Source organism: Marinobacter algicola DG893, assembly GCF_000170835.1.
Taxonomy (GTDB): Bacteria; Pseudomonadota; Gammaproteobacteria; order Pseudomonadales; family Oleiphilaceae; genus Marinobacter; species Marinobacter algicola.
On record NZ_ABCP01000013.1, the window covers coordinates 50,076 to 63,044 of the forward strand.

14 protein-coding genes are annotated in these 12,969 nt (G+C 56.2%); all 14 read right to left on the reverse strand.

The features are described 5' to 3' along the window. Window positions 1-203 precede the first annotated feature (203 nt). Entirely contained in the window at window positions 204-542 is a 339-nt protein-coding gene (locus MDG893_RS10600; RefSeq protein WP_007153780.1) for a hypothetical protein, read from the reverse strand. After that, on the reverse strand, window positions 526-840 hold the full coding sequence (locus MDG893_RS10605) for a hypothetical protein (protein ID WP_007153781.1): 315 nt from the start codon (window positions 838-840) through the stop codon (window positions 526-528). Before MDG893_RS10605 ends, MDG893_RS10600 begins: the two co-directional genes overlap by 17 nt. Beyond that, a complete protein-coding gene (locus MDG893_RS20925; protein ID WP_007153782.1) occupies window positions 840-1,622 on the reverse strand; it encodes a hypothetical protein in 783 nt (260 codons plus the stop codon). The genes MDG893_RS10605 and MDG893_RS20925 overlap by 1 nt, the downstream gene beginning before the upstream one ends. Before the next feature lie 25 nt (window positions 1,623-1,647). Beyond that, window positions 1,648-7,116, reverse strand: coding sequence for a phage tail protein (locus tag MDG893_RS10615; protein ID WP_007153783.1), 5,469 nt, complete (start codon window positions 7,114-7,116; stop codon window positions 1,648-1,650). After that, window positions 7,113-7,517: a hypothetical protein gene (locus MDG893_RS20930; RefSeq protein WP_007153784.1), complete on the reverse strand. Its 405-nt coding sequence runs from the start codon at window positions 7,515-7,517 to the stop codon at window positions 7,113-7,115. Before MDG893_RS20930 ends, MDG893_RS10615 begins: the two co-directional genes overlap by 4 nt. Window positions 7,518-7,526: 9 nt before the next feature. Further along, window positions 7,527-9,575 carry a cell envelope integrity TolA family protein gene (locus tag MDG893_RS20500; protein ID WP_007153785.1) on the reverse strand — a complete coding sequence of 683 codons (2,049 nt, stop codon included), beginning with the start codon at window positions 9,573-9,575 and terminating at the stop codon, window positions 7,527-7,529. 62 nt (window positions 9,576-9,637) lie between these two features. Then, a complete protein-coding gene (locus MDG893_RS20505; RefSeq protein ID WP_007153786.1) occupies window positions 9,638-10,048 on the reverse strand; it encodes a J517_1871 family lipoprotein in 411 nt (136 codons plus the stop codon). 39 nt (window positions 10,049-10,087) lie between these two features. Then, window positions 10,088-10,306 carry a phage tail assembly protein T gene (locus tag MDG893_RS10635; RefSeq protein ID WP_007153787.1) on the reverse strand — a complete coding sequence of 73 codons (219 nt, stop codon included), beginning with the start codon at window positions 10,304-10,306 and terminating at the stop codon, window positions 10,088-10,090. 77 nt (window positions 10,307-10,383) lie between these two features. Continuing rightward, a complete protein-coding gene (locus MDG893_RS10640; protein ID WP_007153788.1) occupies window positions 10,384-10,734 on the reverse strand; it encodes a phage tail assembly chaperone family protein, TAC in 351 nt (116 codons plus the stop codon). Then, a complete protein-coding gene (locus tag MDG893_RS21405) occupies window positions 10,731-11,444 on the reverse strand; it encodes a phage tail tube protein (RefSeq protein ID WP_007153789.1) in 714 nt (237 codons plus the stop codon). Before MDG893_RS21405 ends, MDG893_RS10640 begins: the two co-directional genes overlap by 4 nt. 127 nt (window positions 11,445-11,571) lie before the next feature. Further along, window positions 11,572-11,937: a DUF3168 domain-containing protein gene (locus MDG893_RS10650; RefSeq protein WP_007153790.1), complete on the reverse strand. Its 366-nt coding sequence runs from the start codon at window positions 11,935-11,937 to the stop codon at window positions 11,572-11,574. After that, on the reverse strand, window positions 11,934-12,152 hold the full coding sequence (locus MDG893_RS10655) for a hypothetical protein (RefSeq protein WP_007153791.1): 219 nt from the start codon (window positions 12,150-12,152) through the stop codon (window positions 11,934-11,936). The genes MDG893_RS10650 and MDG893_RS10655 overlap by 4 nt, the downstream gene beginning before the upstream one ends. Then, window positions 12,149-12,643 (reverse strand): HK97-gp10 family putative phage morphogenesis protein, encoded by a 495-nt coding sequence (locus tag MDG893_RS10660; RefSeq protein WP_007153792.1) that lies wholly within the window; start codon window positions 12,641-12,643, stop codon window positions 12,149-12,151. Before MDG893_RS10660 ends, MDG893_RS10655 begins: the two co-directional genes overlap by 4 nt. Further along, window positions 12,633-12,968 (reverse strand): phage head closure protein, encoded by a 336-nt coding sequence (locus MDG893_RS10665; protein ID WP_007153793.1) that lies wholly within the window; start codon window positions 12,966-12,968, stop codon window positions 12,633-12,635. The genes MDG893_RS10660 and MDG893_RS10665 overlap by 11 nt, the downstream gene beginning before the upstream one ends. Window position 12,969: the final 1 nt, after the last annotated feature.

Below are 12,969 nucleotides of genomic sequence, written 5' to 3' on the forward strand. Positions count from 1 at the left end.
AATGGAATCTGCGAAGCGGGGAATTCAGCGAAGGAGAGGGATAGTAAATAGGAGGCTGATGGCTATGCTAATATAGTTTTGGTGGCGGGACTGCCAGCCGGTTAGAGCCGGTAAACATCACAAAACCGCACTGGGTCTCCCAGACCAAACGCGGACAAAAGTCAGAGTAGAGCCACCCTCAACATGCCTGCAATGCGAAAGTATCAGGCGATGTCCGGCCATTGGAAAGCTGGTAGTTCGGCCAGAAGTTCTTGCTCAGTCGGCACCGGCCGGTCACCAGCTTCCACCTCGCCCATTACCTGGTAACAGGTAGCCCATACGTTATCTCGCCATTCGACCCCGGCCTGCCCCTCTGCCTGGAACTTGCCGTTCTGGCTGGCGGCATAGGTGCACAGGCTCAGGATGCCGTCATACCCTCGCTCCTGCGCAGTGGTGTCCAGATGCCTCTGAACCACCGATGTCAGGCGGCTTCGGATTGAGGCCTCTACTTCAGCCTGCTTCTGCTCAGCGGTTTTTACTTCTGCATCATTCAGCCAGGTCATTGATGACCTCCGGATTGTCGTAGGCTGGTAATTCCACAGGGCCATCGCGCGTTACTTCGATCGGATCGGGAAAGCGCGTTGATTCCGGAGCGTTAGAGCCGTGTGGCAAGTGTAGGGTGCATTCGTAGTTGTCACCACTGCGCTCTACCGTGCCCAGCAAAGAATGCTTCGCTGTAGCCCCGTCGGGGAGTTCAGAAAGGTCATACTGTGCGCCATCCACGATCAGCACCGGATGCTCAAAAAAGACTTCCGGCTGCTTCTCTTCGGCGCGCACCGGTGAAAAGTTGAGGTTCAGCATTAGAACCACCTCCCCTTAACGATAACTGACACATTCGCTTTATCTCCGCTGGCGAAGTCGGCAGACCCGGAGGGTCGGTAAACTGTCAGGGAGAGGCTGTTGCCCGACGCCGTACCGGAGGGGCAGGATACGGTAAGTTCCCCTATTGTGTTTACAAATGTTCTGTTGGTAAAAGAGAAATTCACAGTCCCGTTGGCGCCGTAGCCTACGAGGTTGGCTGTCCACCGAGGAATGTCCGCAAAAGCCGCAGGGTAAGTCCAATCGACACGCATGCGGTTGGCTGTGTCATAATCGATTTGAAGAATGGCAGAGCATTCTAGTGTTCCGTCCGCAAACTTGGTGTACTCCCCGTTCGCATTACTGCCGCGCTCGATGATGGCGCCAGTTGGAATGCCGCCTGATTGGGAGGCTGTACCTAGGATATTGTCAGATTTGTAGTAGTCGCCTTGAATATCAGCTAGGGAGCCGTCAATAAGGCGCATGGCTCGGGTGAATGTAGTTGCTGTTTCTATATCCCCTTGGCTCATCTCGGGTAGATTGTTTTGTGCCGTGAAGTCTCGCCAGATCGCATAGGCCAGACCAGAGCCCGACGGTCCAGCGTAGTTGGCGTTCAGCGTGATCTGCGTGTCGCTATCAACGCTACCCACTGTATACGGAACACCGGTGCCAGCAACGGTGAAGCCATCGCCCGGGCTGACATTGGAAAGCCACAGCGTGCCGGTGCCGGTGACTACCTGGCTGCCGTTTGTTACTGAGACTGCACCCGTTTTGTACTGACTCATATATCATCCTCAAACATCGTGAGCCTTAACCTGGCCCGCTAGGGTTGAACTCAAGAAGTATTCCGTCTCCGCTGATCCCATTTGGAGTCACATTCACGACGCCCCCGGTAGACGCCGACGACCTGCTAACGAAGCACCCATCAACCATGGTCAAATCGTCAGGACCGCAATTTAAGTTCGACCCTACTCTGGCCGTGCAGGACCGCTCCATAAAGACGCCTCCCGTGTTGCTGGCATCCCACTGGAACGACGTATGCACTTCGCAAGAATCGGTCATGAATGCGCTCGAACCATTGTTGGTTGTCACCATAGATGACGCCCGTATCGTCGAGCTGCCGACCATGAAAAGGGGTCTATTAGCGTTGCTGTCGCAGGTTATTTCTGACCCGCAAGTGATGGACGAAACACCCTGAACAGCAATTCCAGAGCCGTTGTTATTGCAGTTGATATCTTCTGTGACATTTACCGTGGAACTGCTGCCCACAACCAAGCCACGATTTCCCCCTCCATTCGAAGTCAAGCTTCCCGTAACCCTTATTATTGAGTTGTTGGCAACTTCAATCCCGTTATCAATTTGAGTGTCATAACACTCAACGTCTCCATCGGAATGGACAATTCCCCCACCAACACAAAGAATGGAAAAGTACCCTGCATTCTCGATATAGATCTGGTCTGCGGCGACTACGCTTCCTTCCCCGCGGCAATAAATTCCTGATCTGGGTGTCACACCTGTCGAGTAACCCATTCTGAAGTTTATTCTCGGAGAACGACCGCCCCCGATGCAGTTCCAGACGGCGTGCACAGTTCCCACCAAAGCTGTGTTTTCGGTTATGGCCGTTTCATCTATCTGGTGGATCTCCCCGCTGGCACTACTTATCGTGATCCAGGAAAGGTCAATACCGTTGACGTAGATCTGTTCGGCTATAACAAATCCGCTCATCAACTCAATGGTTGCGTTGAACCCACCGGACTTGTAGGCAGGAACAACCCTGCTCAGAGCTTCAAGCGCCAGGTTTATCGTTGCGTAGTCACCTCCCGCGCCTACCGTCACCGTCCTATCGGTGTTTTTCCCGATAGTCACACCAGGGCCAAGCTCGACCGTTGTGCCGTCATAGCTTACGTACTGGTCCGTAGCATCATCTCCCAGTACAACCTTGCTCCCGTCCAACTGAAGGAACGGCGTGGCTATGTTCAGATTTGTTCCGTCGAACTGGACATATTCGCCGCCACCCACATCACCAAACGTGAATGTTCCAGTGCTGACAAGGTTGCCCTGAGCATCAATGCTCAATTCATCGTTGGTGAAGCTCGACGCCTCAATTTCCCCGCTGAGGTAAACATTGCCCAGCTCGTCGGTGGCGAACGTGACGCCCGCGGCATTGAAAGACCACATGAGGGCAGTGAACGGAACTCCACCCAGAGTGAGCTCCACTGGGCCAAGGCCGGCCTGTACAGTCGGTGTATTGATATCGTCGACGGCCCTGATCAAGCCTTCAGTGGTGACGGTCTCGGTGGCTAAGAGCGTGCCGGTAGTCACCTTGGCCGCCGTCACATTCTTAATCTTCTGAGACGGAATCGCGTCACCAGCCAGGTTGTCGTTAATGAACTGCTCATCGACCGGATCCAGCTCATAAGCCCATCCGCTCAGGCCCGCCAGCTGCTGGCCCGTGCGGGTGGTCACCATGATCTCGGCAGTAGGTGTGGTTCCCTCGATACCGAAAGCGTCAAAAGGCCGCAGCCGGATGTAGTAGTTCTGCCCCTGGTTCAGCCCGCCAGCTACATAACTGTTGTCGCTGATGGTGGCCACCGGAGAAACGACATCCGGATCAAACCCGGACGTGGCCGAAACCCACACCTGGACACCGGCAAAGTCCAGGTCGCTCGGCTTCGTGTATGCGATTTCTAGGGCATTGAAGCCGGCAGTGACAGCCAGGCCGGTGATGTTTGTTGGGGCAGGGTTGCTTACGGACAGGCTGGCCGCCACATCGCTCACCTGGTTGAGGCGTCCTCGACAATACACGCGTATCTCGAACGATCGCCAGGCGCCGGCGGATCCGTTTTCCCGGGCATAGTCCTCAGCATTCTTCTCATAGAGATAAACAAATGCAGGATCCTGGACCCATTCAGTCCTGACGATCTTGTTCTGGGCCCAGATCTCCACCTGGTAATCACGGAAGTACAGATCCAGTTCACCGGCGCTGGCGCCGAGCTGACCCTCCGAACCGATCTCGAACCATTCGCCGATGGAAGTGGCCCGCCACACGAACTTTGCGTCTCGCCCGGTAAACTCCGTGTCGTTCCCTTGCCCCTCAAGCTCCAGTCCTCGAACTCGTGGAATCCGGATCTTCTCGTCGACATTTGGATCACCAGGTTCTGCACCGATGATTTTCGTGGTCGTGATCGCCGTGGAAATGAAGTCGTTCGATATCACGCCGGTGGTCGACACTGATCGGGCGCGGATATCATATGTGGTGCCATCCGAGGCCACGGTGATCAGGGCCTCCGGTGAGGCAGGGCCGGCCTCTGTCCATCCTGCCTGGCCTTGGGGCCGGAACTCCACCAATGCATAGCTGTAAGCGCTATCCGCCGGGGCCGTGACAGAGACTTCCAGTGTTGAGATGTTCGCGTTGGGCGTCTTCGGAGTGTTCAGCGCCTCGGTAACCAGGATCGCCGCCGGCTTCTCACTGTGCTCAGGCACATCTGGTGCGGGTTCGATTTCGCCGTTGATAAACTGAATGCGAGTAAAACCCACATACTCGTTCGGGTTTCCCCTTGGCTGATCGTTGTGGGCGCCATTAACCGTGAAACTGGAAACGCCCGGGCCCAATGATGAGTATTGGATGCCCCGACCTGCCTCAGCCGCAATGGTGACTTCTGCCTGGTTAGAGGATGAGTCGCCATAATAGAACGACGAGTTCGCGGATGTGAGCGTGGGCGGGTTGCTGGTGGCACCAACCACGGCGACATACATTGCCCCGGGAGACCCGCCGGCGCCCCTGCCGCCATAGAGATCTTTATTATCGAACGGGCCGCTGGTACCGCTGGGTATTGCATATTGAGCGCTGTCTGCCGGGTGGCCAGCCTCGCCTGAAAGATCGATTTCCCCGCCAGATCCAAGCTCCGAACCGCTGCAAAGGATAAACAATCCCGCGCCGCTTTTACCGCCGGCACCGCCAGCAGCCCTGTATCGAATATAGGACAGAGATTGCGGCTGGAAGGTCTGGGGGCCAAAGACTTTGCGAGCGCGCTGGCCATCGATTCCCGGGCGGCGCGGAACATCGTTGATGTTTGTGTTGATCTGGACCGCGGATCCACCACCGGATCCGGGTTGGCCAACGAGTTTTGAAGGCAGCCCCTCCAGGTTTCCCTCCACCAGGTCTAACGCAATCTCGCGCGCCGAAGGGTTCGCACCACGGTTACGAGTGTCCGTTACGAACTTCTCGATGAGCGTTGCCTCGACGCCGTGCTCAGATCCACCCGGAGAGGTGTTCACACCACCGCCACCCGCAGGCTGCCCGATATATCCACTATTGATGGGGTACAGCTTCGCCAGACTGGCTTCAAGGTTCTCAACGTTGGCACCTGGCACGAAATCCATGCCCAGTCCGCCATCCCACCCCCGGGCCTTGCCATCGATCTTTCCGTTAACCTGGAAGAAACCTTTTACGCGGAGCTGGGTGTTTCTGTTAACCGTGACAGTCACGCCCGCATTGATGGTCAGGTCCTCGAGGCAATAGTAGATCGCCGAAGGATCGCGGAGATCATCGTGGCCAGCCAGATCGATATCATCCGTAATGCTGGTTATGCCGCTGGAAGAGCTGACAGCCCCTGGGAAGTTCACCGCGTTAATCTCTGTTGCTCCAGCTACGGCGTACACGGTTTCTGGGAGAGCAGCACCTGGTTGTTCCGGGGGCAGGGGCTCCGCTTTCTGGGAGCTGCCGAATAGCTCAACGTCGACGCGACCGGTTTTCCAGTTCACCTTTACCTGCTGGATCTCGAAGGCTCGGTCGATGCCGACGAGTTCGCCGGTGTAGTCTTCGACCTCCGCCAGCTTTAGGCGGACGATATCACCCACCTCCAGATCGTTCTGGTCCGGCATCAACTCCAGGGAGATCCGCAGGGGCGGGCCGGCGTAGCGATCGCGCAGGGCGTCAAAGCGATGTCTCAGGGTGTTGTAGGAGTGGCGGGATCCGTGGAGTGCACGGAACTCTAGCTGCTTGAGGTCCGCATCGCCGTGGGTATCGATAGATTTCTGGTCAATCAGCAGGTTTGTCCGGGTGAACTCCTCCCGCTGATCCACCCAGTTCCAACTGATAACGATCCGGTTGATGATCGCTTCCATGTCGTGCTGCAGCGCGCCATACCCTGCGACATTCTCGCGGTCCAGGGTGCGGGTGGCCGTGGCGGATGACACCACCCCAGTCATTCTCCGGAGACCAATCTCCCCATTGGCATAGATCGGTGCATAGCAGCCCATCAGCAGGAAGAACTGTTCCTCCACGAACTGCTTGCCATCCTCGTCGGTGACGCCTGCAATGCGGGCGGCCAGGCCGATATCAGGGTTCGATAGGTCCCACAGGTCCTCACCGATGTTGACGTAGTCGGATGTACGAATGAACTCCGGAGCAATGCCAAGATGCCAGTGGTCCGGCAGGGTCTCCCCCGGCTCACCATAGATGTTCCCGGTCAGGATGGCGTAGGCCAGCATCGGCGCGGGCATTTCCAGGTAAACGTACTCTTCCACCTTGGGGGCGTTGTCCGCGCCTTCGTCCTCGGATTTCTCGACACGAATCGGCCGGGTACCCAGCACACCACGCGTGCAGCCGGTGAACGTTGTCGACGTTTTACCGGTGTAGCGGATGATTTCTTTCTGGCCATCCTCTTCCAGGATGATGTAACCGACAGTCTGGCCCGGGGCATCGGTCCGGCCAGAGGGGGAGGGCGGCTGCTTTACGGTCTGGAAGCCTTCGGTGTTGAAGACCTCGACCTCGTCATCATCGGGCTCGAGAGTTTTTGCCAGTGATGTGGACTTGACCTCGAAGACGTTCTTCCGCATCTCGCGCTGGATGTCGGAACACTTCCAGGAATAGACCAGACCCTTGTAACTGGCAGATCGGATGATCTGGGTCTGAACCAGTGTGTAGGTAGACCAGTCCAGTCCACGGAAGCCAGCATAGAACCGGGCCCGCTTACCACGCAGCCCTAGCCCGGCACTGAGTTTTGATCGCTGCTTGTCCGTCAGGCCGTCATCGAGGGCCGAGAAGGACAGGGCGCCGATCTCAGACAGCGCCTTATCCGGATTGATCTTCTGGGTGGTACCGGAAATGTCAGTCAGGACGCGATCGAATATTTCACCGGTGAGGCCTTCAATGGTATGGCTGGTCAAATACACCAGGTCACTGCCAGCGTCATCGAATGCTATCTCGACAACGAAGGCGGGCTCCTGTGCCCGGGCTTGGTTAAGCTGGGAAAACTCTGGGGTGTCTATTCTCATGCTTCAACTGCCTGCCAGGCGTATTGCCAAAAACCGGTTTGATCGACAAACGTTTCCCTGTAGTCGCCCTGGATGATAAAGGTCTGGGGGGAGTCGGGAGCGTCTGGGGTGCCGAACAGATCGAGGGTCCAAGCTTCACCGGCGACCACGGAATCTAGAAACTCCACAATCTGAGCTTTCAGAGCGTCGTCATTAAACGGGGGCGTCTGAAGGTTCCGAAGGTTCTCGCGGTGCATCAACCGCGTCATTCGCCGCCCGGAAAGGCTCTTTGTTTCTTCCACGGCTCGACGCGGGCTTCGGTTTGCGGATGATTTTGAGAGTGGTACTTCGAAAATAATCTGATCCCCGGCGACGTGCCCGGAGACCAGCGAACGCTCCGCTATGAACGTGATCGTTGCCATAAGTAATCGTCAGCCGTTTGAAAGGGCCCGGCCATTACGAGAGGCGGGCTCGATTAGAACAAAGTCTGTTGAATCAAGGTGATCTTTAATCGACCTTGATATTTGGTCAGCATCCAATCCATTTACATCGCCGTTGAAGATGATCTGGACACCACGACGATCGTCTTCGAGGTCTTCTGAATAGGTCGGATCTGTATTGGTAGGTACTGGGGGATTGGTGCCGCTTGAGGAATATCCGCCGGTGCCGACCGCCCCTCCACCGCTTGTGGCTTGATAGGCTTGCGCGAGGCCCGTGGCGGCAATCAAGCCTACTTTTATGGCACCTAGCGACTGAACAGCAGAAGCCGCAGCCGCAGCGCGTGCAACCGAAGTTGGATCGCCAGGAACCAGTTGGCTGGAGTATGCGAGCATAGACGCCGTCTGCGTGTGGGCGAGCGTCTGAGCAATCGCAAGGCCTTTGGTAATGGCAATGGAGGCAAGGGCCGCAGCCTTGCTCTCGCCTGCAAAAGTGTTGAGAAATCCTGCGGCCGCCTGCCAAGTGGAATAATGCATATTCGTAATTGCAGATTGTGCCTGTTCTTCAACTTGAGCTCGTTTTTTCGCTTCCTTCTCGGCGAGGCGGGTCTGCTCTTCCTGGAACTCCTGGTATAGCTCGAGGTGGGAGTCGTATTGCTCCCGCTGAGTGTCGAATTCGAACTCTTCCCTGACTCTTTGCTGGGCCGCCAGCTTCTCCAGCTCAATCTTCTCGGCCTGCTCTATTTCACCCGCAGCGTATGCCTGTCGGATCTCCTTCAGCCTCTCCTGGTACTCCACCTGGATGGCATATCTTTCATCCAGAGATGCCTTGAGTCTTCCATATTCGTCACTGAATTCAGAGCCTCCAGATCCACCAGCAGCACCGGAAGCAGTTTCGGGAATTTCAGGCATGCCAACAAGCTCGACGACTGGCGCATTCCGGCTGTTCTGAGCCATTCGCTTCCTGAAGTCGACGATCTTGTTTTCCGTGTCGGCGATCATCTGCCATATTTCGTCTTTGTCGTAGTAAGCGACAATGCCATCTTTGCCAAAGAAGCGGACACGGTTGGTAGGGTTGTCGAGCATGGAGTATAGAGTTTCCAGCTCATCTTCGATCCGCACGATATCGTCAGAGGCGGCTCCGGCCGTCATGGCCGCCAGCTCTTCTGCCAGGAATTGCGCGACCTTTATTGCGCCGTCGATGGCCTGCGCCGCCTTGTTCATTGAGATAACAACTGCGGAACCAAGAGCCTGGGCGGAATTCATGGTTTGCTCGTTGCTCAGGAAATCGACCAGATCTTCAATTGCTGGAAGCGCTCCCATAACGAGCTCGTTCTTCATCCCGGTTGCAGCCCCGGTAAGCTCATCCATCCCGCGACGTACTTGCTCAAGCTGCTGAAACTCCAGCTCTGAGAATACGTTTCCTGTTCTCTGGGCTTCGTCGCCAAGATTATTGAGCTCTTTACCGTTGTCTCTAAGAAGCGGGAGCAGGGCAGTGGCGTCCGATGCGATCGCCTCCATATAAAACGTCATATCGTTCTGACTGACGCCGGCCTGCTCGAGGCTTTTCACATAGAGTTGGAGTGCTTCCGGCCCAGAAAGCCTGGCGAACTCATTGGCAGTCACACCAACTTTCGGGGCAATCTTCTCGAAGAAGTCAGCCATCGGGCCGCCACCGGTTTGTATGAAATCACCGATGCGATCGTTGGTATCCTTCAGGATATCCGCCATCTTTTCCTGCTCAACTCCATATCTCTTCGAGGCATAGGTGAGCTTCTGGAATTGCTGCGGCGTAGTGTTGGCTAGTGCAGACAGGTTTTTGATTTCCCTTGCACTATTAACAGTTGAGCCGACAAGAGCCGTCATGGCGGTAATCCCCGCCGCACTGGCGGCAGTGAGGGCGGCGCCGATCTGGTTAGAATATTTTTCGATCTGCTTGGCGGTTTTCTGGGATTTGCGCGACGCTTTGTCCAGACCCGCCTCGAAGCCGCCAACCTTGGCAATGAGGTCGAGCGTCAATGTGCCAAGCGACTTTCTGGACATGCTTTTCTCCAGGCAATAAAAAACCCGCCGTAAAAGGCGGGTTCAAGTTCGACTTAATAGGGTCATCCGCTACCCAGCTGTGCCTTGCAGTAATCCGCAGCCTCAACTAGGTCCAAGTCTGACTTAAAACGATAGGTCGGATAGAGCGTGTCATCCGGATCTACAACAAGGGTCGGGCCCTCAATAGAGATGTCGGCAGAGCCAAACCCGACGTGGTGAAGTTGACCTGAGCTGTACTTCACACCCATTACCCCCTCCCACGAAGCGTAAGAGCTACACAGCCTGCCTCGACCGGATTCAGTTATTTCAATGGTCGATATGTAAGGTCCCATCGCCCCCGTCCATAGTCCAACTGATGCTGGTGGTGGGGGATCCGGGTTGAGCTCCACAAATTCGGTGGCGTCCGGAATAGTCGGGGATGAAACGCAGCCACCGAGGCCGATAGCAAAGAAGAGAAGGGAGATTTTTTTCATAGGCATAGCTCCGGCAAATTTCTCCCGAAGTCTAGCAGGCTATCTCCATTTCTCCATGGCCTCCTCCATCGAAATGGCGGGCTCCTCATGGTAAGGCGCAAAGTGATAAAAGCTGACCGGAGCGCTGTCCTTCTTCTTATGGATGTTGTGCAGGATAGTTGCAAGCAGGGCGGTACCGCGCTCAGTCCGCATCCCTTGATTGAAACTTCCCCTTTTCCGGCGGTAGTTCATCCAGCTCAGAAACTCGGCGTATGGCATCACCTCCTGGGCTTGTGCGATCGTTTGACCGCCAACGCCATTGAGAACGAGCTCATGCCAAACTTCCTGCTCTTCGGTCAGCTCTTGGTCTTTCCCAGCTCGTTCACCTCCCCAATGACGGAAAGCAGAGCCATGGTGAGATTTCCATCAAGAGCCCCACGATCAGGGTCTGCGTCGCCGGTGATGTCCTCTGGTGTAAATACCGGCTTCCCCTTCTCGTCACAGATGCTCGCGGCGATTCGGCCAGCAACCGCGTCAGAGTTGTTCTTCATTGCCTGGATATCGGATACAGCAGTTCGATAGGACAGGCGGCGAACATAGACGGTGGCAGTCAGTTCCTTCTTTCCCTGTTTCCAGGTTATTTCCTTTTCAACTGGGGCGCCTGTGAAGGCACCCATCTCGCTGAGTGTTTCAAGGGTTAGATTCATGTGCTTGCCTTCTTAATCCACTGGGAGCTCCCAGAACGCTGAATGCTGACCTCCGTGGTCACAACAGTGTTCTGGCTGAAATCGAAGGGGAAGTCGGAGACGTAACCGCGGAACTTGAACCATGTCCGGGAGTCCGGGCAAACCAGGTCGACGTCGCCCAGAGTTGCTGTTGCTGTCGCACCCGAGCCCGCACCGCTGATGGTGACGGTTGGCGCGGAGCGATAGCCGGAACCTGGGTTGGTTATTGTGATTCCTGTGACGGCATCACCATCAGTTTCAACGGTGCCCTCAGCCTTCACACCATTAGAATCTTCAGGGTCCGAAAAGGTCACTGTCGGGGAGCCGTATCCAGTGCCGCCAGCATCAACGCTGACAGATTTCACAGGGCTACCATAACCGGGCTCACCTTCACCATCGGACCAGCCAACTGCCCAGGGAATCTTCGGGCTGGGATTCATACGGGAAAGGTTGTACAGCGTGAGATGGCTGGCCATCTTCGGATCCGCGTTGATCCCCATGGTTGCCTGGCCTGGTGTCCGCAGGCCGGACTGGTAAGAACGCTCAAAGTCCTCGAGGCAGGTATCCTCGATCTGGTCTGCCGGGTCACCGCCCGGGGTCAAGCTGGTTGCGCACTCTGCCCGGGTAACGACCGGTGTACCGCCGGAGGTGTCCAGGAAGAAGACGTGGGTGCCTTGGGCCAATACGCTCATGACAAAATCCTCTCTATGGGAACGTGCCGCCTCACGGCGGGATTGGAAAAGGGAGCCCTATAGAGCGTCATCTCGACGAGTCCAGGGCATAAAAAAGCCCGCTCATTGGCGGGCATTGGTTGCTCGTTTATCGGTGGACAAACCAGTCCACGTCGAATCCATATCGCTTATGGCCGGTGTCAGGATCTGTGCTTTCGCCGTTCCACCCTACGATGTGAGCGTGTGGCTCAATCGCGTTTCGGAGCGATTCGGCTACCTCCCGGGCAGCGCTTCCACGATCGGCATACACGTCAATCTGAATGGTGTACTGATCTATATCTGGTGTTTGGCCCAAGTAGTTCTCTGGCAGGCCGGTTATGGTCTGCCAAACTGCATATGGCAGTGTCACGCCGTGGGGCGCCTCACCAAACGGAAATAGTCGAACTGGACCAGTGCCGAGAAGGGCGGTGACACTGGTGTCCGCTGCACAAACCTGGAAGATCGGCGGGTTCATTGGTCGCTCCCCACAGGCTCAACGGTGACAGTTCCACGCAGCGTCCTGGTGTATGCCTGGTCTCGCTCGGGTTTCTTGATGCGGGCCGGCTGCGGGTAGAACTTCAGGATTCCGCGATCGGTGTCCGCATAGTAGGCGCCGGGAATCTCATTCCCGTTTACAAAAGCCTTCACAGGGCGGCCGGCCATGGTGGTGTTCTTGACGGTGTAGATCATTTTGCCGCCTTCTTTCTCGCCTGTTTCAGAACCCGATCGATCTTCTTACCGTACTGAAGAACAAATTCGTCGGTGGCCCGTTGGCCGACCTGATTTGGTACCGGGCGGAATATGGGCTGAGCCGCCATATTCTCGTTGCCGAACTCAAGCTGTCGCCAATGTCGGGTATCCCCACCGGGGTTACCTTCCAGAGCGGAAGAGTCAGCGCTTCCGCCAGCTCCACCCATAACGCCAACGCGGAACATCATGTTGCCGGTCTTCTTGAAGGTTCGGCCGGACCAGCGCTCAACGATGTTTTCTGAGATTTTTTCCGGTGAGCGGGGATCGTCTACCTGGTCGGCATTATCTTTGGCCTGATCCCGAAGAACCTGAGCAGCCCTACGCAGCGCAAAACGGCCGCCCTTTCGCTTCATATCGAAGTCAAGGGCGTCCAGCTTACCGAGTAGCTCTGGCAGGCCGTTGAGCTCATAGCTGATGCCATCAGCTGCCATCGTTGACGCCCTCACTGTAGGGCAAAGTCAGCCATTGCCGGCCGCTCTCGTTGTCCTCCAGGACACCTTCGATGTTGTAAACCTTGCCCTTGTGCAATATCCGCATGGTCGCGTCGATGCCTTCGCGGTAACGGATCTGGAACTCACCTGTGATTTCTGACTGGCCGGCCTGGGATTGCTTGAACTCGCGGGCGCTGGAGGGGCGCTTTTCCGCCCAGACCGATTTAACGGTCTCCCATCCAGGCCCCATCTCACCGGTTGTCGGATCCTGCACTTGGGCAGGCTTCTGGATGGTGATTCGGTGGCGGAGCTTGCCAGCCCTCATA